The organism is Clostridium chauvoei, from assembly GCF_002327185.1.
GTDB classification, from domain to species: domain Bacteria; phylum Bacillota; class Clostridia; order Clostridiales; family Clostridiaceae; genus Clostridium; species Clostridium chauvoei.
The window spans coordinates 660382-686358 of sequence record NZ_CP018624.1 but is presented as its reverse complement, the minus strand read 5'-3'; the positions used below and the strand labels follow the sequence as shown (position 1 = coordinate 686358).

Here is a 25977-nt window from a genome sequence, read left to right as displayed (position 1 = left end):
TCCATATCTTTCAGTTAAAATTCCCACTTAATTAGATTTATTTTCCCTACACCTTTAAATTTAATACTTTTATCTAAAATTTCGTTATATATTCTAGTTGAAAATGCTTCCTCTCCTGAATTCAAAAATACTTCTATAGTTGATTCATCTGAGAAAATTCTTATTTCTTCTATATTTTGTAATTCTACCGCTCTAACTTTCCTTCCACAACCACTCTTTCCTAATGACAGCTTAAATATATGGTTATCATAAGATAGTTTACAATCTTCTCTTAGGTTTATTTCAATATTCTCTACCTTATTTAAAGTTATTAATAATTCATAAGTATTACTTCTAAATATATCTAATGAAATATTATCTTCTAGTTTAATTTCCTTCATTTCAAATTTTGATTTTCTTAAACCTTCTAATTCTTTTATTGGCTTTTGATAAAGTTTATTATTTTCTAATACAAGTTCTCTAGGTATAGTTAAACAATGTTGCCAATAATTTTTTATGGTTGGATTTCTATGTTCTACTGCATCTGGAACCCCCATCCATCCAATTATAATTCTTCTTCCTTTAGAATCCATAAAACTTTGAGGTGCATAAAAATCAAATCCTCTATCTAATTCATTAAAATTAGTCAAATATAAGGTACTTGATTTTTCAATATCACCAAGAAAATATCCACTTTGATAAATATTATTATATTTATATCCATCTTTTTTTATCCCTTGAGGTGAAAGCATAAATATATTAGTATTATCTAATTTAAATAAATCAGGACATTCCCACATATAACCTAAATCATTATCTTGGCTTTTTATCTTCTTATATAAACTCCAATTATATAAATCATTTGATGAATATATAAGTAATGTTCCTTTATCTTTATTATCTCTAGCTCCAAGCGCCATAAAATATTTACTTTCATCTTGCCACACCTTAGGATCTCTAACATGAAGTGTCATATCTATTGGAAAATCTTTATTTGTAAGTAATACTACTTTTTCTGAAAACTCCTTTCCATCAGAAGTCTTAACCATAACAACATTTTGTTCTCTTCCTGATAATATATAATCATGATTTCCATCTTCCTTAACATTTCCAGTATAAAAAATATATAAATCATTATCCTTTGCTAAAGCTGAACCTGAATAAACTCCATCTCTATCAAAATCCTTATCTGGATAAATAGCAATATCTTCTTCTTTCCAATTTAATAAATCTTTAGAACTGTAATGACCCCAAAATTTTAGGCCACCCTCTGAATTTAAGGGAGAATATTGATAAAAAATATGATATTTCCCTTTAAATTCACATAATCCATTAGGATCATTTATCCATCCTATTGGTGCCATTATATGATACTTATTTCTCCACTTATCATTTTTAACAGCATTTATATGTTTGTTTTTATACGTTTCAACCTCTGCTAATAATTTTTCTTTTATCATACTTACCTCTTTGAAATTAGTTTTTCCACTTCATCCTTTGTTGGTAATGCTCCTATAGCTCCTTGTTTTGATACAGTCAATGCAGCTGTCCCATTACAAAAAGTTAATATATCATTTATTTCATTATCTTCTAATTTTATAAGTTCCTTTAAAGATAAATCTTTTTTGGAAACTTGATAAAGAAATGCTCCAATAAATGAATCTCCTGCCCCTGTCGTATCTTCTGCCTTTACCTTAAAGGAAGGTGAAAAAATCTTTTTATCCTTTGTTATAAATTCAGCCCCATCTGTTCCCTTTGTGTATATAATTACTTCTATATTTCCTCTAAATAACCATTTTATTGCTTTTTCTTCATCACTTAATCCTGTTATAAATTCAAGCTCTTCATCACTTACTTTTAATATATTGGCGCAAGGTAAAAATTCTATAATAGCTTTTCTGCAGTCCTCTGGATTTTCCCATAAAGGTAATCTAACATTAGGATCAAAACTAATTAAGCAATTATTTTTCTTTGCAAATTCAATTGCCTTTCTATGTGCTTCTTTTATAGGTGCATCAATTAAACTAACTGAACAAAAATGTAAAATGGATCCTTCTTTAAAATCATTTTCTTCAATTTCCTCTTTATCCAAAAGCATATCTGCACTAGGATTTCTATAAAATGAAAAATCTCTTTCTCCATCTTCTTTTAAAGATACAAAAGCTAATGCTGTATTTGCTTTATTAGTTCTTTTTACCTTACTAATATCTACTCCTAAAGGTTCTACCTCTTCTAATATGCTGTCACCAAAAGCATCTATCCCAAGCTTTGTTAAAATTTGAGACTTTCCACCTAGCTTCGATACTGATGCAGCAACATTAAGTGGTGCCCCACCTGGAACCCTAAAAAAATTCTGAACCGCCTTTAAGGCTACCCCTTTTTCCTTAGGTATAAAATCTATTAAAGCTTCTCCAATTGAAATTACTTTTTTCATAATATGTTCCTCCTGCTTAAAATTAATTGTTAATAATGAATAATAAACTTATTCATTACAATTCTATTAATTATAAATTATTCCTTTATTATTCATTATTTAATTTTAACTTTAACTTAATTATTAAGCTTCCTCTTTAATTCCTAATATATAAGTTACTACAAAAGAAACTACTAAAGCTATAGCTAAGCCTATTATGTAATTAAGCATTGATGATGATGTTACTATTGTTAATGCTGGAAGTCCTGTTACTCCTACAGCTGTCATAGCTACTTTAGTAAAGACTACATATGCTCCAGCAACTGCTCCACCTATAGCAGCTCCTATAAAAGGTTTAACATATTTTAAATTAACACCAAATATTGCGGCTTCTGTAATTCCTACAAACGCACTTATTGCTGATGGTAATGAAATACTCTTCATTTTTGCATTTTTAGTCATAAAATAAACTGCTAATGCCGCTCCACCTTGTGCAAAGTTAGCCATTGACCAGATAGGTAATAATGTGTTGTATCCTGTATCTGCAATTAATCCTAACTCCACTGCATGAAAACTATGATGTATTCCTGTAATAACTATTGATGAATAACTTCCACCAAATAACAACCCTGCAAATAAGCCAAATTTATCTAATGAGTAAGTTAAAAATGTACTAATACCATGTCCTATAAAATTAGCTGCTGGTCCTATAACTGCTAAAGCTAAGAAACCTGTAATTAAAACTGTTAGTAATGGAGTTAATAGTATATCTAAAACTTCTGGTACTATCTTTCTTATAGATTTTTCTATATAAGCCATAACAAAAACTACTATCAATATAGGTAATACTGTTCCTTGGTAACCAAGTAAAGGCATATCTATTATTCCTAATATACTCATTGTTTGATAACCTTCACCTTGAGTCCAAGCATTTTGTAAAGCTGGGTGAATCATTATTCCTCCAATAGTTGCTGCTAAATAAGGATTAGCGCCAAAAACTTTAGCGGCACTAATTGCAACTAAAATTGGTAGAAATATAAATGCTGCTGAACTAAACCAGTCAAGCATTGACCACCACCATGAACCTGAATATTGATCTAATCCAAATTTTCCTGCTGCCCCAAGTAATCCCATAAGTAATCCTGCTGCAACAATTGCTGGTATAATAGGAACAAATATATCTGATAAAGTTCTTGCTAATCTTTGAAAGGGATTAAGCTTTTTCATAGCTGCACTTTTAACATCAGAAGTTGTCATCTCTTTTATTTCCGCAAGCTTTGCAAATTCCTCATATACTTTATTAACAATACCTTGCCCTAAAATTATTTGATATTGTCCCCCATTAGTAAACATCCCTTTTACTAAATCAAGCTTTTCTAATTGTTCTTTGCTTATAATACTCTCATCTTTTAAAACTAACCTTAAACGAGTTGCACAATGAGCAGCGCTAACTATATTTTCTTTTCCCCCTATAAACTTTAAAATACTTTCAGCTGTTTTATAATAGCTTTTTTTCTTTTCCATATTAAAAACCCTCCTAAAATTAATACTTTACTATAACGCTAAGTGTTTTTATTAATTTAACTCATCTTTAGTACAAATATAACTACAAATTTATGCCTTATATTTATTACCTAAGGGAACGTTCCCACAAATATTAAAAATAAAATTTCTAATTAATCGATTTCAACATGTTTTAAAAATTTTTATTTATATTTAAGGGAACGTTCCCATATTCGTTAAAAAATATAATAATCTTTAATTCAAGATTATTATACACTATCTCTTTTTTCTAGTCTATAGGTTAATTTTAGATTTTTTTCTATATTTTTAGATGAAGTTACACCTTTATTCAATAAATCTAACATCATTTCTGCGCTCTTCCTACCTGAGGTCTTATAGTAATAATGCATAGTTGTTAATTTAGGAGTTATTACTCTTGATATTTTTGAATCTCCTATGCTTATAATAGCAACATCTTCTGGAATTCTATAATTATTTTGTAATAAATACTGAACTGCTCCAAATGCAATATTGTCTGTTGCAGTAAAAATAGCTGTAGGCTTATCTTTTCTATTCATCAATTCTCTAGTTAATTTAAACCCACTTTTTTCTGAAAAATCACCTATTTTTATATTATCTTCAATTATTTCTATAGATGTTTCTTTTAACTTATCGATATATCCCCTTTTTCTTTCATATCCTACTGATATATCTTCTTCATAAACACCTATAAATCCTATATTTCTGTGTCCTTTATATAGTAACTCTCCTACTATTTCTTTAGATGCATTGTAGTCATCATGATAAACTGATGGATATTCATTTACCTTTTGAGCTACTACTACTATAGGTACTTTAACTTCCCTCATAACCTCTAAATGTTTATCAGTAATTTTAGTTGCCATAAATATAATCCCATCTACTTGATTACTCTTAAATATCTTTAAATATTCAATTTCTTTTTCTATAGAAAGATTCGTATTTGCAATTAATACATCATAATTGTGTGGTGAAAGTATCTCTGTAATTCCTTCAACTACTCTAGGTGCAGTTTCTGTGCTTATTTTAGGTACAATGACACCTACAAGATTAGTTTTCTTAGTTCTCATACTTTTTGCATGTCTTTGAGGTAAAAAACCTGTTTCTTCTATAACTTTTTTTATCTTCTCTCTAGATTCATCACTAACATATCCATTATTTAAGTACCTTGATACTGTTGATTTAGATACCCCAGCTAATTTAGCTATTTCTATTATATTCAAAATCTCCACCACTTTTCTATTATTAATACTTTCTCTTATATGTAACATATCTTAAATAGTATTGTCAATAAATGCATATTTTATTTAAAATTAAAAGCTACACAAAAGTATAGCTTTTTAAAATTATATTTTTATTATCCATTTTTCACATTCAGCTTTTATATTGTCTTTTCTTAATATTGCTGAAATTACAGCATAACCTTCTATATTGCATTCTTTGATTAATTCCATATTATCTAGGTTTAATCCACCAATTGCAACTATTGGAATATTAACTTCTTTCTTAATTTCTTTTAAAGTCTCTATAGAAACATGTTTTGCATCTAATTTAGTATTTGTTCCAAACATGGCTCCAACCCCTAAATAATCTGCTCCATCATCCTTTGCTTTTCTAGCTTCTTCTATAGTTCTTGCAGATACACCTAATATTTTATTAGGCCCTATTAGCTTTCTAACCTCATTTGCTGGTATATCACTTTGTCCAACATGAACTCCATCTGCATCACATAATAATGCTATATCAACTCTATCATTTATTATAAATTCAACATTATATTTTTTAGTTAGTTCTCTAAGTTTTATAGCTTTTTCTAGAAATTCTTTTCCTGAGCAGTCTTTTTCCCTTAACTGAAGCATCGTTACTCCACCCTTTAAGGCATCTTCTATACATTCATAAAAATCTCTACCTTCTAAAATAGATGTATCAGTTACTAAATATAATTTTAAGCTTTTCATGTTTTATACCTTCCTAACTTTAAGTATTAGTCATTATAAGCCATATCCCAGAACTTCATTTCATATATACTTGATTTAGTGAATATGTCTAATAATTTTTTCTTCTCTTCTTCACTTGCTACATCTTTACATATTTCATTTATATAATCTATCCACTCTTGTGTAAAATCTTCGAATTCCTTTGATGCATATATATCTATCCATGGTTTATAGAAGTTTCCTTCTAATGAATCTTTGTATGTTTTTTCCATACATTTTCCTATATATTGATAACTCCAAGTACAAGGCATAACAGCCATAGCAATCTCCTTTACATCTCCCGTTAAAGAAATACCCTTCATATAGCTTGTGTAACTTTCATTTACTAATTTAACATTACACTTTTCTGTATCTTCTGGAGACATTCCAAACTCTTCTAAATATTTTATATGAACAGCAGTTTCATCCTCCATAGTTCCTTTTATTGAATTATAATAAAATTTCATTTCATCCATCGTTGTTGATTTAATGACACCCATACAAAAAACCTTTGAGTATTCTTTTAAGTATAAATAATCTTGTATAAGATAATCTCTAAACTTAATTTTATCTAATGTTCCTTTTCCCATTTCTGTAACAAATGGCTTTTGTAATATTTCATCCCAAAGTGCTTTATTTTCCTTAAATAAATAATCTGTAAATTTCATTTTATTTTACCCTCCCATATTTTCTTAACTTTTCTTCATTCATCTCATAAATATTATTCATCAACTCTGTTTTAAAACTACCAATGGAAATATTATTTTTATCAGCTAACTCACCACTTAATGACATAGTAAGTACTCCCATAGCAGCTGAATTTAATTTATCATTAGAAGCTCCTAAATAACTACCAATTAAACTTGCTATCATACATCCTGTACCTGTAACACTCTTAAGTTTAGTTGTTCCATTATCTATTTTTATAACTTTTTCTCCATCTGATATAAAATCTGTCTTTCCTGTAGCAACTACAACACACTCTAGCTTTTTAGCTACTTTCTTTATAACTTCTGTTATATCTTCTCCATCATCAAAGGAGTCTACACCTTTACCTCTAACATCGAAGCCACCTATATATTTAATTTCAGAAACATTTCCTTTTACAACATCAAATTTTATTTCATTTAATAATCTATTAGTAAAATCAGCTCTTGTTTTTGTTGCAAAAACTCCTACTGGGTCTAGTATAACTGGCTTATTAAATTTATTTGCTGCCTTGCCTGCTTGTACAAACAAATCAAGTCTATTTGAATTCATAGTTCCAATGTTTATTACTACTGCACTTGCTATATTAACAATTCCATCTACTTCTTCATAAGAATAACTCATTAATGGACTTGCTCCTAAAGCTAAAGTTATATTAGCACAGTCATTTATAGTTACCTCATTTGTATAATGTAATACTAATGGATTTACTTCCTTAACTTTGTTAATTAATTGATACATTTTAATATCTCCTATGTGCCTTATTATCTATTTTCAAATCTATAAAAGTGATTAACAGGTCCTACGCCTTTACCTATATCAAAACTATGTCTAATAGCTTCTGTTATATATTCTTTACTTAATGCTACCGCTTTTTCTATTTCATAACCTAAAGCCAAATGTGATGTTATTGCTGATGATAATGTACATCCTGTTCCATGAGTATTCTTTCTATTTATTCTTTCTTGCTTATAAAGTTCAAAAGTATTTTTACCTATAAGAACATCAACAGCATCACCATCTAAGTGACCACCTTTCATAAGAACATACTTAGGTCCAAGTTCTAATATTTTCTTACCAGCAACTTTCATATCCTCTAAGTTATTTATTTCTATTCCTGATATTTCTTCTGCTTCCATTGTATTTGGAGTTAATACATATGCCATTGGTATAAGATATTCTATTAAGTTTTTCTTAGCTTCAGGCTTTAATAATGAATATCCACTCTTTGATATCATAACTGGATCTATTACTAAATACTTAGGATTGTATTTTTTTAAAGTTTCTACTATTCCTAATATTATTTCTGGATTTGATACCATTCCTATTTTTACAGCTGCTGGTTCTATATCTTCAAAAACTACATCTATTTGCTTTTGAATTATTTCCTTGCTTAAATCTTCAACATCAAATACACCTTGTGTATTTTGAGCTGTTATTGCTGTTATTACACTCATACCATAAGTACCTATAGCACTAAATGTTTTTAAATCAGCTTGTATACCTGCTCCTCCAGAAGAATCTGATCCTGCTATCGTTAATGTTGGAATTCTGTAATTACTCATTTTCTTCTCTCCTTTATTTTAAACAATAAAAAAACAGCTATTATTCCTAATCTAGAATATAGCTGTATAGTTCAGTTTATAAATATAGTAATATATTTTTTTAATATATTTAGTAGCTTTCCTACGCTGGCATTATCCAGATCAGGTATAAGGGTTAATAGAGTTCATCTATCTCTCAGCCTTAAGGCACCCCTAGCAATTATTCTATTTTATACCTTTATTATATTACTATAAATTACCTTGTCAACATTATTTTCCGTTTTCTAATATAAATAATTTATCTATGATGCTTGTGAATTTTCAAATTGACTATTATAAAGAGTTGCATAGAATCCATTTGCTTTTAATAACTCTTCATGATTTCCTTGCTCTATAATATCTCCATCTTTCATTACTAGAATTAAATCTGCATCTCTAATAGTTGATAATCTGTGTGCTATTATAAAACTTGTTCTTCCTTCCATAAGGTTTTCCATTGCCTTTTGAATTAAAACTTCTGTACGAGTATCAACTGAACTTGTTGCTTCATCAAGTATTAATATCTTTGGATCTGATAAAATAGCCCGAGCTATTGTCAATAATTGTTTTTGTCCTTGTGATACATTACTTGCTTCTTCATTTAATTCCATATTATATCCATCTGGAAGAGTTTTTACAAAATGATCTACATGAGCAGCCTTTGCAGCTTTTATAACCTCTTCATCTGTTGATTCTAATTTTCCATATCTTATATTTTCCATAATTGAACCATTAAATAACCAAGTTTCTTGAAGAACCATACCAAATAAATTTCTTAACTCATCACGATTAAAATCTTTTATATTATGGCCATCTATAAGAATCTCTCCACTATTTACATCATAAAAACGCATTAAAAGTTTTACCATTGTAGTTTTTCCTGCTCCTGTTGGACCTACTATAGCTACTTTTTGTCCTTGTTTTATATTTGCATTAAAATTATTTATTATTGTCTTGTCTTTATTATATCCAAAGCTAACATTTTCAAAGGTAACTTGACCTTTAATATTTTCTATACTTGCTGGATTTTCAGCAAATTGTTCTTCTTCCTCTTCGTGTAAAAATTCAAATACTCTTTCAGCAGCTGCTGCTGTTGATTGTAATAAGTTGGCTACTTGAGCAGTTTGAGCTATTGGTTGCGTAAAGCTTCTTATATATTGAATAAATGAAAGAATATCTCCAACTCCTATTGTCTTCTTAATTGCAAGCCACCCACCAAGAATAGATACCATTACATATCCTAAGTTTCCTATGAATGTCATTATAGGCATCATCATACCTGATAAAAACTGTGACTTCCAAGCTGAACCATATAAAGTATTATTTATTCTATCAAATTCTTCTATTGCATCCTCTTCACCATTAAATGCTTTTACTATATTATGACCACCATAAACTTCTTCTACTTGACCATTTACATGACCTAGATATTCTTGTTGTGATTTAAAATACTTTTGTGATTTTTTTACTACTAGTGATATAAAAATCATTGATATTGGTAGTATTAAAAGTGCTGCTAATGTCATTATCCAACTAATGGAGAACATCATTATAAGTACACCAATTAAAGTTGTTATTGATGTAATAACTTGTGTCATACTTTGATTTAAATTTTGACTTACGCTATCTACATCATTTGTTACCCTAGATAATACTTCGCCATGAGTTTTAGAATCAAAATATTTAAGTGGCATACGATTTATTTTCTCTGAAATTTCTTTTCTTAAGTTATATGATACCTTTTGAGAAATTCCTGACATTACAAATCCTTGTATAAATGAGAATAAAGCACTTAATAAATATAATCCAAGTAAGAATAATAACACTCTACCTATATAAGTAAAATCTATTCCTGCTCCAGTGGCTCCTGTAAGTTTTGCCATAAGACCATCGAAAATCTTATTAGTTGCTTTACCTAAAATTTTAGGACCAACAATTGAAAAAGCTGCACTACCTATTGCAAATATAATAACTAAAAGCATTCCCCACTTAAAGGGATTTAAATATTTCATAAGATTTTTCATAGTCCCTTTAAAATCTTTAGCTTTTTCTCCACCTCTCATAGCACCACCCATATGGCCACCACCAAAGCCCTTTTTTATACTAACTTCTTTTTTACTCATTAGCTAGCTCCTCCTTTGACAGTTGTGATAAAGCTATTTGTTTGTACACTTCACAATTTTTTAGTAACTCTTTATGTGTTCCAATTCCAACAATCTTACCTTCATCAATAACTACTATTTTATTTGCATGTAATATAGTACTTATTCTTTGAGCTACTATTAATATAGTACTTTCAGATATTTCTTCATTTAAAGCCTTTCTTAATGCTGAGTCCGTTTTAAAATCTAAAGCTGAGAAGCTATCATCAAATATAAATATATCTGGATTTTTGGCTATTGCTCTTGCTATTGAAAGTCTCTGTTTCTGACCTCCTGATACATTTGTACCACCTTGTGATATTTCTGTTTCAAAGCCTCCTGGTTTTGCCATTATAAATTCATTTGCTTGAGCTATTTGTGCTGCTTTTTCTACTTGTTCTTTTGTTATATTTTTCCCAGCGTACTTTAAGTTACTTTCTATAGTTCCTGAGAATAATACTCCCTTTTGTGGAACATATCCTATTTTTTCTCTTAAGTTATGTTGTTTTACATCTTTTACATTTACACCATCTACTAGAATTTCACCTGCTGTAACATCATAAAAACGAGGTATTAAGTTTATAAGAGTTGACTTACCGCTACCTGTGCTACCTATAAATGCTGTGGTTTCCCCTGGATTTGCTGTAAATGTAATATTACTTAATACATCCTCTTCTGCATTAGGATATCTAAATGAAACATTTTTAAATTCAACTAATCCTCTTTTATCTTTTTTAAATTCTTCTTCCTTCTTTGGATTTTCTATTACAAGCTCCGTTGTTAATACTTCATCTATACGACCTGCTGAAACTGAAGCACGTGGAAGCATTATAGATACCATTGATATCATTAAAAATGACATGATTATTTGCATTGTATATTGTATAAATGCCATCATATTTCCAACTTGCATTGCACCTGAATCCACAGCATGTGATCCATTCCAAACAATTAAAACAGTAATACAGTTCATTATAAGCATCATCATTGGCATCATTATAGACATTATACGGTTAACAAAAAGATTTGTTTTAGTTAAGTCTTTATTAGCTTTATCAAATCTCTTTTCCTCATGCTTTTGTGTACTAAATGCACGAATTACTAACATACCTGTTAAAGTTTCACGAGTTACAAGATTTACTTTATCTATAAGCTTTTGTACTGCTTTAAATTTAGGAATTGCAACACCAAATAATACTAAGACTAAGCTTAATATTGAAACTACTGCAACTGCAATTATCCACGCCATTGATGTATCCGTATTAAGAACTTTTATAATTCCACCTACACCTAAAATTGGTGCATAAAATACTACTCTTAAAAGCATAACCATAAGCATTTGTATTTGTTGAATATCATTTGTACTACGAGTAATAAGTGATGCTGTTGAAAACTTATCTAACTCTGTATTTGAAAAAGATACAACCTTTCTAAATACTCTCCCCCTAAGATCTCTACCTAATTTTGCAGCAACCTTAGCTCCTAGATATCCAACAGTTACTGTAGCTGCCATACTTACTAAAGCTATAACGACCATTATTGCTCCTGAATAAAGTATATAATTACTTTGAAGCTTATCTGTATTTATACCTATAGCAGAATATTCACTTTTTATATATGAAACTGCTGATTGTGATGCTATACTATCTGGCATATCCTTTAACTTTTCATACATATCACTTTTTATTGAATTTAATTTTTCCTTGGGCATCATTTGTAAAGCTTTTATCATATCCATTCCTGGCGGAAGATTTATTGCTTGTTCCATATTAAAGCCCATATCTTTATTTTCACCATCCCCCTCTTTATTGGAATTTTCAATTCCTGATAATATAAGAATTGGTTTACTTAACTTTAAGTCTAACTCTTCAATTATTTTTTTATCTTCTGTGTTAATCTTATATAAAGCTTGTTTATCAAGCTCTGGATAAGCTTTAACTTCCTCATTATATTCCTCATCTGTAAGATTATTTTTATCTAATAATTTATAATTGCTTTCAATTATATCTTTATCTTCATCCTTAACAAATAAAAGAATCTTTTCGAATTCACTTTTTCTAATTATACTAGGTACTGCATTTTCTATTCCACCTTGCTGTATTCCAATATTAACTATATTAGAAGTATAATCAGGTAAAGATAAATCACAAACTGCTTGAATTATAAGTAATCCAATTATAAGTAAAATCGAAACTATTGAATTCTTTAAATACTTGATTAATTTTAACATTAACTTGTCTCCTTTCTCCTAAAGTGCTTATTATAGTGTTTTGTTTTTTTAGGATTTATATACTTTAATATTATATTTTATATTAATTATATTTTCATAACTATTATAAGTCAATAACTATTTTCTTGATGAAAATTAAAATTTAGTTTATAATATTTATATAAATATTTTCAGTTTAAAAAATTACAAAAAATTTACTAGGAAAAGAGGAATTTAATATGGATACTATTGACTTAACTAAAATATCTGACTCTTTATTTAAAATGTTATTCCAATTAAATAAAAAAGTATTTAATCAAGATGAAATTATAAAAAGAATACCAATGCCACCTTCACATGTAAAAGTTATATTTCATCTTATTCATACTGGACCATCCTCTGTTTCACAAATAGCACAAAACCTTTGTATATCAAAACCTAATATGACACCTATTATAGATAAATTAATATCAGAAGATTTAGTTACTAGATATGAGGACCCTAAGGATAGAAGAATTATTAGAATTGAATTAACTAAAAAAGCTACTATTTTATTTGAAGAGCATAAACAAAGAATTAAAGATATGCTACTAAAAAAAATTTCTAATCTTTGTGAAGAGGACTTATTAATTCTTGAAAGTTCAATAAATAATCTTACTAATATAGTCTCTAAATTAGACTAAGAAGTATTATTTAGCATTTATACATTTATAATTTAAAGTAAAATTAATAAAGACAAGCTATTTCAGCTTGTCTTTATTTTGTATATTATTAAATTTCAATAGCTTCTTTTATAGCTAAAACAACTCCGTTATCATCATTGCTTTTAGTTGTAAATCTTGCTACCTTTTTTAAATCTTCATGAGCATTTTCCATTGCATAACTATGATATGCACTTTCCATCATCTCTAAATCATTTAAGTAATCACCAAATACCATTGTTTCTTCATGCTTTATATTTAATATTTCTTGTAGTTTTCTTATAGCTACACCTTTATTTACACCTTTAGCTGTCATATCTAGCCAAATTTCACCTGAAACAGTTACTTGAAGAGACTGTCTAAATTTTTTAAAATATTTATTACTATTTATTTCTGCTCCAGCTAAATCACATATAGTTACCTTTAATATATCATCTTCTATTTTAGTAACATCTTCTACTATTTCATATCTTTCATAGTACTTCTTGGTTTCATTTATAAACCTTTCATCAGTACTTTCAACATAAGCAGAATTTTTACCACAAACAATAACATAGCAATCTTTTATTGATCTCCCTATTTCAATTAACTCTAAAGCTACAGCTTTATCTAATGCATTTACTAAAAGTTCTTCTCCTTTGCACATTACAAAAGTTCCATTCTCCGCTATAAATAGCATATCATCTTTTACTGCATCAAATCTTTTTAAAAGATTATAATATTGTCTTCCACTGGCTGCTGCAAAAATTATATTCTTTTCTCTTAACTTTTTAAAAACATCATAAAATTCTGGATTTATTTCATCTTTACTATTTAGTAATGTTCCATCCATATCTGTTGCTATAAGTTTAATCATATATCGTATCTCCTATTTTATTAGCATTCTAATATTTATATAAAATTTAATTTCTTCTTTTGTCTATTTTCTAATATAATCTACTTTATTAAATATTGCAAATATTAAAGTATCATACTCACTCCAAAGGTTTTCTTCCAATCTTCAATAAAACCTTCAACACATAAATCAGTCATAGGATGATCTAATAAATTATCAAAAATCTCTTTATTTAAGCTAATTGCATGTCCACCTCCATTAATTATATTATTTACTTGATTAGTACTTTTAAATGAAGATGACAAAACCTTAGTATCTAATTTATATTCTTTTATTAAATTAACTAACGCTTCTACAACCCCTACTCCACCTCCATTTAAATTATCAATTTCATTTATATAAGGAACTATATAATCTGCTCCTGCCATAGCTGCCATAAGTCCTTGTTGTACAGTAACTATAGCTGTTGCAGTTATTTTATAACCTCTATTTTTTAATATTTTAATTGCCTTAATTCCTTCTTTTATAACTGGAATTGATATATATATATTTCCTTGAAGGTTGCTTTTTAAATACTCTGCATCTTCTATCATGTTTTCTGCTTTTGTTGATAAAACTTGTACATGAATCATTGCATCATTTCCTATTACTTTTCTTATTTCTTTTAATAACTCTATAGAATTTCTTCCTTCTTTTGCAATACTGCTTGGATTAGTCGTTACTCCACATAATGGATAATATTCTTTCGCTTCCTTTATTTCATTAATATTTGCTATATCTATCATATATACCATAGTAAATCCCCCTAAATACCAATCTCACTTTTATTATAATAGCAAATATCATTTGTTATCACTTATTATTATTTATTACTCTTTAATATCATTTTATTATTATATTATTATTTTGTCAATAAACTGCTTTGTTATTTAGTTTTATTTATTATCATTTCAGGTTATAATAATAATAAATAATAATTTTGACGAGGTAATTATCTATGTTTGCAGAAGAACGCTTAGAGGAAATCCTAAAATTAGTTAATAAAGAAGGTAAAGTTTTTGTAAAAGACCTTAGCATTAAATTTAATGTATCAGAAGGAATGATAAGAAAAGACTTGCAAAGATTAGAAAATAAAGGTTCTATAAAGAGAACTTATGGTGGTGCCATATCCAATCGCAATATCACAATAAATTCTAATATAAATAATAGGATAAAAGAAAATACTGAAACTAAATTAAAAATTGCTAAAAAAGCTTTTGATATCATTAGCGATAATGATACTATCTTCTTAGATATATCTAGTATAAATTATAACTTAGCATCACTAATTGCTAATAGTACTAAGAAATTAACTTTAATAACATCAATGAGTGCTATACCCCCTTTATTTAACTCTAATTCTACTTGTACTTTAATTGTTATAGGCGGTGTTTATAATAAAGACCTTGGAGGTTGTATTGGATCTGAAACTATTAATACTTTAAGAAAATATAGATTTAATAAAGCTTTTATAGGTAGTTGTGGAGTTAATCTATCTAATAGTACTCTATGTAATTTTGATTTAGAAGAAGGAAATACAAAACAAGCTATATTATCATCAAGTAGAGATTCTTATCTTCTTATCGAAAATGAAAAATTCTATCATGATGGAGTTTATACCTTTGCTACCTTAGATGATATTGATTCAATTATTACTGAATCAACTCCTAGTAATGAAGTAATTGAAGTATTACAGGGTCATAATATATCAATTTTTTAAATATATTCAATTATATAAAAAAGCAGCTATTTAAGTGGTTAAATAACTGCTTCTATTATTTATTATATTGATGTATTATCAACTTCTAGATAATCATTTTTATTTTTAGGATTATTCTTTATTATAAACCTTAATGCTAATACTACTCCTATCAAGCCTATAACCAACATTACTATAATTATTGGTAATGTTATTTCTATTCCTGATAACGCCATCGAAATAACTACGGCTACAATATTATTTACCATATGAATTATCATAGATGGCACTATTGAATTACATCTATAAACTACATACCCTAATATTATACCTAAAGGTATTGTGTACATTCCTTGAATTAAATTTCCATGTGCTAGGCCGAATAATATAGCTTGTATTATTATTGTAGCTACTATATTCATATTTTTATTTAAAGCTCTAAATATACATCCTCTAAATATAACTTCTTCACTAAATGGAATTATAATTCCAGCTACAAGAATAACTACGAATATGTTTCCCTCAACTAAACCACCAGTTATATCTTGCATCTTTTCAAAAGCACCTTGGAATTTTCCAAGCCCTTGTAATATGTCCATCCATGAAGTATTAACTAGCCATATAAAAATTCCTAATATAGCTGCTGATAAAAGATTAGAATTCTTTGTACTTCTTAATAATATCTCCTTTTTTAAATTTAACTTTCTACAGGAAAATATCACCCACAATATAAGTACCGTTAAAATTGATGCTATAAGTCCGACATAAACAAGAACTGAACTCATCCTTTCTGTTATAATATCCATATTCATAGCTTCACCTTGTGTTTGCATTTTAAAACCTATTATAGCTCCAGCAAAACCACCTACGATTCCTTGGATTATAAGCATTAAAAAGAAATATCCAATACCCGCTAATAAACTTTTTATTTTACCCTTCATAGTTCCTCCCATAAAATATATTTTATTTACTCAATTATAATCTTATATTTATAACATAATCTAAGTCAATTTGTTAATTTACGATGTACTATTAATAATTTGTTCATATTATGTTTTTCTATCTTTTTCTTTTATTTACTATGTTTAACAAAAAGAGTAAGATAATTTAAATCTTACTCTTTTTGTTTTATATAAATGGGTTATAAAATCTATTTCCATTATTTTTAGTTATAATTAATGATATTACAAACAATACCATCACTATTAATACTGCTATGTAATCATTTCTTTTAAATTTATTTGAATTGTACCATGTACGATTTTTCTTATTTCCAAAACCTCTAAGCTCCATAGCTGATGTTATACTTTCTATTCTATCTAAACTTGAAAATATAAGTGGCATAAGTATTGATGCCATATTTTTTATTCTTTTTAAAAACTTTTCCTTTTTAGACATATCTATCCCTCTTGCTTGTTGAGCAAAGGAAATATCTTGATAATCCCTTTGTATATCAGGTATATATCTTAATGCTATAGAAACAGAATAGGCTATTTTATAACTTACTCCTATTTTATTTAAAGATGCTGCAAATTCACTTGGTTCTGTAGTTGATATAAATAATAAAGCCATTGGAATAACTGAAAAATATTTAATTGTTACGTTAAATTGATAAAATAATTGCTCTAACGTTATATTATAAGGCCCTATTAAATTTAATATATCATGTCTTGTACTATAAATATTAACTCCTTCATAAGGTGAAAATATAAAAATAGCTATATTATTTAATATTAAAAAGAATAATATAAAATAAAATATAAATGAAACATCCTTAAATTTTATTTTTGATATTTTAAATATACCTATACTTAAAATAAACATTACCATTAATACCCTCGTATCATAAGTTAACATTGAAATTAGTGTCCATAATATAAAACATATAAGTTTTGTTGCTCCTGTTAAATTATGAATTATAGAATCTTCATTTATATATCCTAACATCTTTTCATTCATTAACTTCTACCCCTCCTATCATAATTAATAAATTTATTAACAAAGCTTCTTGGGTTATTTATCCCTATCTTAATAGCCAATTCATATAAAGATGTTTCCTTTAAGCTTGCCACTTCAATTAAATTTTTATTTGTTAAAATATTTACTGAAGTATCTTCTGCTAATTTACACCCACTAGCTATAACTATTGCTCTATCTGTATATTCAAGCATTAAATGCATATCATGAGTAATCATTATTATAGTTATACCTCTTTTATTTAGTTTTAATAAAAATTCCATTATTTCATTATATCTTCTAAAATCCTGACCTGCTGTAGGCTCATCTAATATAATTATTTCTGGATTTAAAACTAATATTGATGCTATCGTAACTCTCTTCTTTTGACCATAGCTTAAAGCTGATATAGGCCAATTTCTATATTCATATAAACCACATATCTTTAGTGTTTCAAAAACTCTCTCTTCAATTTCCTTTTCTGAAACCCCTCTTACTTTTAACCCTAATGCAACTTCATCAAAAATCATAGTTTTTGAAATCATTTGATTTGGATTTTGCATTACCATCCCTATATGTTCAGCTCTTTCTTTAATAGTATATCCCTTTAGGCTTTTACCATTAAATAATATATCTCCTGAATTTTCTTTATAGAATCCACATATAAGCTTTGATATAGTTGACTTTCCAGCTCCATTTTTCCCTACTATGCTAATCATGTCACCTTTGTTTATACTAAAGCTCATATCCTTTAATATTTTTGATTCCTTGCTATATCCAAAAGATACATTTTTAAATTCTAATATAGGATTTTCTTCTTTTTCTTCTAAAACTTCTGCTTCATCTTCGTACCAATTTTTTAGCTTATCTTTGTAATTATCAAGATTAATTGTATTTATATTAGATGCTTTAACATCCTTTGTTATTTTACAACCTGCATATTTAAGAGCTGTTATATATAACGGTTCTCTAATTCCACAATCCTTTAATAAATTTGATGCTAATAATTCATCTGGAGTTGTATCTGCTATTACCTCCCCTTCATTCATAACTATAATTCTATCAACATTTTTATATAAAACATCTTCTAATCTATGCTCAACTATTAAAATAGTTTTATTACTTGTTTTTTGTATTTTATCTATAAGGTCTATAGATGTTTTCCCAGCTTTAGGATCTAAACTTGCTAATGGTTCATCAAAAAGTAATATATCTACATCATCAACTATAGTTCCTGCTAAAGTAACACGTTGCTTTTGACCTCCTGAAAGTCTATGTGGAGCTACATTAATGTGACTACTAATATCTACTACTTCTGCTACCTTCTCCACCATATTTCTCATTTCTTCTTTAGGTACACAATCATTTTCTAACTTAAAAGCAATATCTTCTCCAACTGTTAATCCAATAAATTGACTATCTGGATCTTGAAGTACAGTACCTACTTTTTTAGAAAGTTCAAATACACTCATATTCTTTGTTTCTTTACCATCTATTTTTAAACTTCCAGAAATATCCGTCTCATAAGAAAATGGTATAAGTCCATTTATACAATGAGCTATGGTACTTTTTCCTGAGCCTGAAGGCCCAACTATAAGAACCTTCTCACCCTCATATATAGTTAAATTTATATTTTTTAAAGTTTTTTCTTCTTGTACTATATAATGAACAGAAAAATCTTTAAACTCTATAATTGGCTTTTTCATATGTACCCCCTTATTTTTCTTCTTCAATTAAAAAACCGGAGAAAAGTCTCCGGTATGTAAAAATTTTAAAATTCTTTTCTTAAACTTCCTCTTTTAATTCTTGTTTTAGAATAATTGGCTATTAATATTGTCCCAAGTACTCCAACGGTAATCATATTAGATACTCCTCCAATAGCACCTTGAAGATAAACCTTATTAAAAGGTTCTGCATATATAAATATATCTAAAGTTGGTGCCACTAAAAACCATGCAATTCCATTTGCTATAATTTGAACGATATTAAATATTATTATTTGCTTCTTCTCAAATACACCTTCATTAATTCTAATTTTTTCCCATGCAATACCTATAATTAAACCAACTACTGCTGATGCTAATACCCAGCTTAACCAAGGTGATCCATAAAATACTATATCTTTTAAAGCATGTCCTATAAATCCAATTAACATTCCAGCTAATGGTCCATATAGTAACGCCATTAATGCTAAAAATGCATATGCAGTTTCTATATTTGTATTAGGAATTCCTGTTGGTATAGAACCAAATCTTCCTAATATCATAAAAACAGCTGACCCTATTCCTATTGCAACAATTGTTTTAATTGATAATTTCTTATATCTCATTATCTATACTCCATATTATATTTAGTATAAAGTTATACATGTTCTAATATAAGATTATTTTGTCGAATTGTCAATAATAAGGTTTTTCCTATTTCCATTTATAAATACTTTTAAATCTTCTAATTCTTGCTTTGATACCTTTCTTTTATACTTATCTTCAAATATATCTTTAGCCCTTTCTAAAGAAGTTAATTCTTTTACTATATCTCCCATAGCAATTTGATAGTCTACAAATTCATTAAAACTTTTATTATCATACTTAGGATGATGTGCTGGTATATAATGTTCTGATTGTTGCTTCTTTAATTTTTCTAATAAAGGATAAAACTTTTCTCTTGAATAACTCCATTCTCCATGATACATATCTAAATATAAAGCATCCCCTAAGAAGGTAACCTTTTCTTCTTCTATCCAAACTATTGTAGAATCACTAGAATGATCACAAGGTATATGTATTGCTTTTACTTTTAAACCACCTAAATCAATTTCTATCTCTTCATTAAATATTATATCTACTGAAGGTATTTCTATTTTTCTATTACTATTTGGCATTTCAATTTTTATATGTTCTCTACAAAAATCTATTTCTTCACCTTTATTAACTCTTTCATCTATAGCTTCATTAGTCCATTTTAGAGTTTTTAACCATTCTATTTTTTCATAACTCTCCCTTTGAACTATATTAATTGCATTCATTGTTTTTATTCCAAATACATGATCCCAATGCCAATGAGTAAGCATTAAATACTTTATCTTAGGAATATCTAACTTAGAGACTTCTCTTAGAAATTCTTCTGCGTGCTCTTTTGAATTTCCTCCATCTATAACTAAGCTGCAATCATTACCTATAACTAATCCAATTACAGCTCTATCACCTTGCTCTACATAATCCATATAATAAACTCTATCTGTAACTTTATTTAGCATATCTTTTCTCCTTAATCTAAACCTTTTTTGTAGTATACCATATTTTTATCCTATATTTTCACCTTAAATAAAGATAAAAAGCTTATTTTTGCCAACAATCCCTTTATTTTTTTCCGTTAGTAGTTTAAAATTATATTAAATTTAATTATAATTATAAGATATATGTTTATTTACATATAATAATAAATATAGGTATTTAATTTAGTTTTTAAGAAGTCAAATACATTAATAATTGTATTGCTTTAATATATAAATACTTACTTTTAAAGTATATTTAACTTAAATTAAGTAAACAGTATATAACTAAATATAGAACTATAAATTTGTATAGGAGAGGTGCTCATATGGCAAATGAAATTAATTCATCTAATTTTATAAGAAATATAGTCATGGAAGACTTAGAAAGCAAAAAACATGACGAGATAATAACTCGTTTCCCACCTGAACCAAACGGCTACTTACACGTTGGTCATGCTAAATCAATAGTTTTAAACTCTGGATTAGCAGAAGAATTTAAAGGTAAGTTTAATTTAAGATTTGATGATACTAACCCTACTAAAGAAGATACAGAATATGTTGAATCAATTAAAGAAGATGTTAAATGGCTTGGTGGTAACTGGGATAATATTTACTTTGCTTCTAATTATTTTGATGAAATCTATAGTAGAGCTTTACTTCTTATAAAGAAAGGTTTAGCTTACGTATGTGATTTAACAACAGAAGAAATAAAAGAATATAGAGGAACTTTAACTGCACCAGGTAAAGAAAGTCCTTATAGAAATAGAAGCGTAGAAGAAAATTTAGATTTAATTGAAAGAATGAAGAAGGGTGAATTTAAGGACGGAGAAAAAGTTTTAAGAGCTAAAATAGACATGACTTCTCCAAACATAAATATGAGAGATCCTATTATATATAGAATATCTCATGCAATACACCACAATACAGGAGATAAATGGTGTATATATCCAATGTATGACTTCGCTCATCCCCTAGAAGATGCTATCGAAGGAATTACTCACTCAATTTGTACTCTTGAATTTGAAGATCATAGACCACTTTACGATTGGTTCGTTAAAGAATGTGAAATGGAAAATACTCCAAGACAAATTGAATTTGCTAGACTTAATATAACTAACACTGTTATGAGTAAGAGAAAGCTTAAACAATTAGTTGATGAGAAGGTAGTTGATGGATGGGATGATCCTAGAATGCCTACTATAAGTGGTTTAAGAAGAAAGGGTTATACTCCTGAAGCTGTAAGAAACTTCTGTCATGCAATTGGAGTTTCAAAAGCTAATTCAGTTGTAGATTCTCAAATGCTTGAATACTTCATAAGAGAAGATTTACAACTTAAAGCTCCATCAGCAATGGCTATTATGAGACCTTTAAAGCTTATTATAACTAACTATCCTGAAGGACAATCAGAAATGCTACCAGTAGCTAATAATGCTAAAGATGAAAATGCTGGTACTAGAGAAATTCCATTCTCAAGAGAACTTTATATAGAACAAGAAGACTTTATGGAAGTTCCAGTTAAAAAGTATTTTAGATTATTCCCTGGTAATGAAGTTAGACTAATGGGAGCTTACTTCGTTAAATGTAACGAAGTAATAAAAGATGAAAATGGAAATGTAACAGAAATTCACTGTACTTATGATCCTGAAACTAAGAGTGGTTCAGGGTTTACAGGCAGAAAGGTTAAGGGAACTATTCACTGGGTAGATGCTAAAACTGCTAAACCTGCTGAATTTAGACTTTATGAACCATTAATTCTTGATGATGAAGAAGAAAATGAAGGTAAGCACTTCTTAGAACAAATAAATCCAAATTCTTTAGAAGTTTTACAAGGATTTATTGAAGAAACTGCTTCTAAGACTGCTAAAGCTCAAGATAAATTCCAATTAATAAGAAATGGTTTCTTTAATGTAGATCCTAAATATACTACAGATGAAAAACTAGTATTTAATAGAATAGTATCTCTTAAGAGTTCATTTAAATTAAATAAATAATAAAATAAAAGGGTTATGGCACTAACTATTAATGCCATAACCCCTTTTATTTAGTTTCTTACATTTCTATCTATAAACTCATTTATTCTATTGAAATATTCATCAGGGATAAGATCATCAGCCTTACAATGCTTTAAGCCAGGTATTATCCATAACTCTTTTTTGTCATGTGGAATATTATCATAAATCATTTTACTACCTTGTGGTGATGTTGTTACATCTTCTGCCCCATGAATAAGCATTACTGGAACTGTTATATTTTGAACTGCTTTATATGGTTCTATATCATCATATGAAAATCCTGCTTTTGTTTTTATATAAAGATTTCCTGCCCATTCTGCAAATTTTACAGGTATTAAAGGTACATTTTTATCTATTATTCCAAGACTTATTGCACTTTCCATAGTATTATATGGAGCATCTAGTATATAAAAATCTACATTTTTCTTTTCTTCATTTAATTCAGTATGCATAGTTGATGTGGCAGCTCCCATTGAAAATCCATGTACCCCTAAAATCCCATTTGGATAGGCAGTTGCTGCATAATTTACAACTTCATCTAAATCAAATCTTTCGTATAATCCAAAAGTATAATTGTCTCCACCTGTATATCCAGTATGTCTTTGATTATATACTACTACATTATAGCCTCTTTCTAAATAATTAAATGCTGAATTTAAAACTTCATAGTAATTACTTTCTATTCCATGTACAATTACCATTACATCCTTAGTTTCTTTATTTGATTTTATATTCATGACTTCTATATCATATCCATTTTTAGGGCTTTTTACAAATAGCTTTTCATGTTTATATTTATCTAAAATTTCTAAACGCTTGTCCTCTTTTTTTCTATAAAAATCTACCATCTCATCTTTAGGTACTTCAGTTTTTGATCCTACTGATCCATTATAAACCATTTGTCCAACAATATATGTAACTGTTGAAAATAATATTAATCCTATTAATGCTATACTAAGTATTATCTTGTTTCTCTTTTTCATATTTCCTCCTAAGTTAATTGCTTGTTTTGACTATCAAAATATATTATATAGATTTTTATTTGATTGTCAAATTATTTTATTTGAAAACATTTTTATTGTATTACTAATTTAGAAGGATAATAAAAAACCTTGCTTAGTAATAAAATACTAAACAAGGTTTTAAAAAAATAATTATATATTTAAAAACTTATTAAATCTATCTTTAACTTTTTCTTCTCCCATAATTTGCATTATAGTATAAAGATCTGGAGTATTTGTTCTATGTGATAAAGCTGCTCTTACAGCTCCTGCTACGTCTGAAATCATACCCTTGTATTGATCTGGATTAGCTTTATATTCTTTTCTATTTGCACAATATCCTAATTTTAACCCAATTTCTTTTAATTCATCAAACCAAGCTTCTTGGCTACCTATGTTAAAAGTAAATTCCTTTGCATAAGCTTCGATTATAGCTTTTGCATTTTCAAGAGATAATGTCTTTGGTAATTCTACTTGATCTGCTGTTTCTTTAGCAAATAATTCATCATAGAAATAGAATATTTTTTCTTTAACATCTTCCCATTTAGCAAAGTCTTTTCTTGGCTTTGGACCTTCTTTGTCTATATTAAAGATTTCTTTAGTCATAGTTTCATTAGCTGTTACTAATTCAAACATTTCTTTATCAAACTCTTTTGCCCAAGTTGTATAGTAGTTATAAACTACTTCTGGTTTCATCTTACAGATTACTTCCTTACTTACATCATTTAACTTAACTATGTCAAATAATGCTCCACTCTTGCTCATTTTATCTAATGCTATTTCAAAATCGTGATAATCAACTAATGGATTTTCAACTCTCCACTCTTCAAATGTTGAGTTTATTATATTTAATAAGTACTCTATTACTGAAACCATTGGATACCCAACTTCTTTATAATAAGAAACTGCTGCTTCTGCATCTTTTCTCTTTGATAATTTTCTCTTTGAACCATTATCATTTTTCATTATTGTTGGAATGTGAGCATATTCTGGTCTCTCTAATCCTAAAACATCAAATAATTGAACATGTATTGGAAGTGATGATAACCATTCTTCACCTCTTATAACATGAGTAGTTCTCATTAATGCATCATCTATAGCATGTGCAAAATGATATGTAGGAAGTCCGTCACCTTTTATTAAGACTATATCTTGATTATTTTCTGGGAAATGTACATCACCCTTTATTAAATCATGAAATTCTACTCTATTTTCTATATTTCCTGGTGACTTAAGTCTTATAATGTAGCTTTCACCTTTTTCTATTTTTTCTATAGCTTCTTCTGAAGTTAAGTTTCTATATTTAGCATATTCTCCATAATATCCTGGTGTGATTTTTTCAGCTGTTTGTTTTTCACGAAGCTCTGCTAATTCTTCTGGTGTACAGAAACATGGATATGCTAAACCTTTTTTAACTAAATCCTTAGCAAAAGTCTTATATATTTCTGCTCTTTGACTTTGTCTATATGGACCATAATTTCCCTTTAATGTATCTGTTCCTGTCATACCTTCATTAAAGTCCATTCCAAAATTATGCATAGTAGCTATAGTATCTTCAATAGCTCCTGCTACTTCTCTTTTTTGATCTGTATCTTCTATTCTTAAATAGAAAACACCTTCTGTTTGACTTGCTAATCTTTCATTTATTAATGCAGCAAATACTCCACCTATATGTTGGAATCCTGTTGGTGATGGAGCATATCTACAAACTACTGCACCTTCCTTTAATTCTCTCTTTGGATATTTTTCGATGTAATATTCTGGTGTTTTGTCAATACCAGGGAAAATAATTTCAGCTAATTTTTCTAAACTCATATTTTACCTTTCCTTCCTTTAAATTTAAATAAAAAAGTCCTTCATCCTAAAAGCTTTAGGACGAAAGACTACTTCCGCGTTACCACCTAAATTG

General features: G+C 28.1%; 22 protein-coding genes, 1 riboswitch and 1 other annotated feature (1 of these 24 only partly in view). Of the genes, 3 read left to right on the top strand and 19 right to left on the bottom strand.

From position 1 onward, the window contains the following. Positions 1-14 precede the first annotated feature (14 nt). The 10 genes from BTM21_RS03115 to BTM21_RS03070 form a co-directional block, all read right to left on the bottom strand. Positions 15-1439, bottom strand: coding sequence for a glycoside hydrolase family 32 protein (locus tag BTM21_RS03115; protein ID WP_021876180.1), 1425 nt, complete (start codon positions 1437-1439; stop codon positions 15-17). Between the two features lie 2 nt (positions 1440-1441). Next, a complete protein-coding gene (locus tag BTM21_RS03110) occupies positions 1442-2413 on the bottom strand; it encodes a carbohydrate kinase family protein (protein WP_021876181.1) in 972 nt (323 codons plus the stop codon). A 123-nt stretch (positions 2414-2536) separates the two neighbouring features. Next, positions 2537-3916 carry a sucrose-specific PTS transporter subunit IIBC gene (locus BTM21_RS03105; RefSeq protein WP_021876182.1) on the bottom strand — a complete coding sequence of 460 codons (1380 nt, stop codon included), beginning with the start codon at positions 3914-3916 and terminating at the stop codon, positions 2537-2539. Between the two features lie 248 nt (positions 3917-4164). Then, complete coding sequence (locus tag BTM21_RS03100) at positions 4165-5157, bottom strand: LacI family DNA-binding transcriptional regulator (protein WP_079481504.1); 993 nt, start codon at positions 5155-5157, stop codon at positions 4165-4167. A 123-nt stretch (positions 5158-5280) separates the two neighbouring features. Beyond that, on the bottom strand, positions 5281-5892 hold the full coding sequence (thiE, locus tag BTM21_RS03095; protein WP_021876184.1) for a thiamine phosphate synthase: 612 nt from the start codon (positions 5890-5892) through the stop codon (positions 5281-5283). A 26-nt stretch (positions 5893-5918) separates the two neighbouring features. Continuing rightward, positions 5919-6578, bottom strand: coding sequence for a thiaminase II (tenA, locus tag BTM21_RS03090; protein WP_021876185.1), 660 nt, complete (start codon positions 6576-6578; stop codon positions 5919-5921). A 1-nt stretch (position 6579) separates the two neighbouring features. Next, positions 6580-7359, bottom strand: coding sequence for a hydroxyethylthiazole kinase (gene thiM, locus BTM21_RS03085; RefSeq protein ID WP_021876186.1), 780 nt, complete (start codon positions 7357-7359; stop codon positions 6580-6582). Positions 7360-7382: 23 nt separating this feature from the next. Continuing rightward, entirely contained in the window at positions 7383-8183 is an 801-nt protein-coding gene (thiD, locus tag BTM21_RS03080) for a bifunctional hydroxymethylpyrimidine kinase/phosphomethylpyrimidine kinase (RefSeq protein ID WP_021876187.1), read from the bottom strand. 101 nt (positions 8184-8284) lie between these two features. Further along, a riboswitch (TPP riboswitch) is annotated at positions 8285-8387 on the bottom strand. A 77-nt stretch (positions 8388-8464) separates the two neighbouring features. Beyond that, complete coding sequence (locus BTM21_RS03075) at positions 8465-10324, bottom strand: ABC transporter ATP-binding protein (RefSeq protein ID WP_079481505.1); 1860 nt, start codon at positions 10322-10324, stop codon at positions 8465-8467. Further along, a complete protein-coding gene (locus BTM21_RS03070; RefSeq protein WP_021876189.1) occupies positions 10317-12572 on the bottom strand; it encodes an ABC transporter ATP-binding protein in 2256 nt (751 codons plus the stop codon). The genes BTM21_RS03075 and BTM21_RS03070 overlap by 8 nt, the downstream gene beginning before the upstream one ends. 218 nt (positions 12573-12790) lie before the next feature. Between BTM21_RS03070 and BTM21_RS03065 the strand changes: the two genes are divergently transcribed. Continuing rightward, complete coding sequence (locus tag BTM21_RS03065) at positions 12791-13234, top strand: MarR family winged helix-turn-helix transcriptional regulator (RefSeq protein WP_021876190.1); 444 nt, start codon at positions 12791-12793, stop codon at positions 13232-13234. An 88-nt stretch (positions 13235-13322) separates the two neighbouring features. Here BTM21_RS03065 and BTM21_RS03060 read toward each other — a convergent pair whose 3' ends face one another. After that, positions 13323-14108, bottom strand: a complete 786-nt coding sequence (locus BTM21_RS03060) for an HAD family hydrolase (protein WP_021876191.1) — start codon at positions 14106-14108, stop codon at positions 13323-13325. A gap of 104 nt (positions 14109-14212) precedes the next feature. Next, positions 14213-14881: a transaldolase family protein gene (locus tag BTM21_RS03055; protein ID WP_079481506.1), complete on the bottom strand. Its 669-nt coding sequence runs from the start codon at positions 14879-14881 to the stop codon at positions 14213-14215. Between the two features lie 203 nt (positions 14882-15084). Between BTM21_RS03055 and BTM21_RS03050 the strand changes: the two genes are divergently transcribed. Further along, positions 15085-15846, top strand: a complete 762-nt coding sequence (locus tag BTM21_RS03050; protein ID WP_021876193.1) for a DeoR/GlpR family DNA-binding transcription regulator — start codon at positions 15085-15087, stop codon at positions 15844-15846. Between the two features lie 62 nt (positions 15847-15908). On the opposite strand, the gene BTM21_RS03045 is transcribed toward BTM21_RS03050, so the two are convergent. From BTM21_RS03045 to BTM21_RS03025, 5 genes are all read right to left on the bottom strand, one after another. Further along, a complete protein-coding gene (locus BTM21_RS03045; protein ID WP_161493105.1) occupies positions 15909-16766 on the bottom strand; it encodes a CPBP family intramembrane glutamic endopeptidase in 858 nt (285 codons plus the stop codon). Positions 16767-16953: 187 nt separating this feature from the next. Next, a complete protein-coding gene (locus BTM21_RS03040) occupies positions 16954-17784 on the bottom strand; it encodes an energy-coupling factor transporter transmembrane component T family protein (RefSeq protein WP_021876195.1) in 831 nt (276 codons plus the stop codon). Further along, complete coding sequence (locus tag BTM21_RS03035) at positions 17784-19487, bottom strand: ABC transporter ATP-binding protein (protein ID WP_079481507.1); 1704 nt, start codon at positions 19485-19487, stop codon at positions 17784-17786. Before BTM21_RS03035 ends, BTM21_RS03040 begins: the two co-directional genes overlap by 1 nt. Before the next feature lie 65 nt (positions 19488-19552). Continuing rightward, positions 19553-20110, bottom strand: coding sequence for an ECF-type riboflavin transporter substrate-binding protein (locus BTM21_RS03030; RefSeq protein WP_021876197.1), 558 nt, complete (start codon positions 20108-20110; stop codon positions 19553-19555). Positions 20111-20164: 54 nt separating this feature from the next. Next, positions 20165-21037, bottom strand: a complete 873-nt coding sequence (locus BTM21_RS03025) for an MBL fold metallo-hydrolase (RefSeq protein WP_021876198.1) — start codon at positions 21035-21037, stop codon at positions 20165-20167. 344 nt (positions 21038-21381) lie between these two features. On the opposite strand from BTM21_RS03025, the gene BTM21_RS03020 reads away from it, so the two are divergent. Further along, the gene (locus tag BTM21_RS03020) at positions 21382-23046 is read left to right on the top strand and encodes a glutamine--tRNA ligase/YqeY domain fusion protein (RefSeq protein ID WP_096145334.1); all 1665 of its coding nucleotides are present in this window, start codon (positions 21382-21384) and stop codon (positions 23044-23046) included. Positions 23047-23096: 50 nt separating this feature from the next. Here the strand turns inward: BTM21_RS03020 and BTM21_RS03015 are convergent, their stop codons facing one another. After that, positions 23097-24050: an alpha/beta hydrolase gene (locus BTM21_RS03015; RefSeq protein ID WP_021876200.1), complete on the bottom strand. Its 954-nt coding sequence runs from the start codon at positions 24048-24050 to the stop codon at positions 23097-23099. Between the two features lie 171 nt (positions 24051-24221). Next, the gene (gltX, locus tag BTM21_RS03010) at positions 24222-25883 is read right to left on the bottom strand and encodes a glutamate--tRNA ligase (protein ID WP_021876201.1); all 1662 of its coding nucleotides are present in this window, start codon (positions 25881-25883) and stop codon (positions 24222-24224) included. A gap of 53 nt (positions 25884-25936) precedes the next feature. After that, positions 25937-25977, bottom strand: a binding site (T-box leader); it runs 135 nt beyond the window's last position.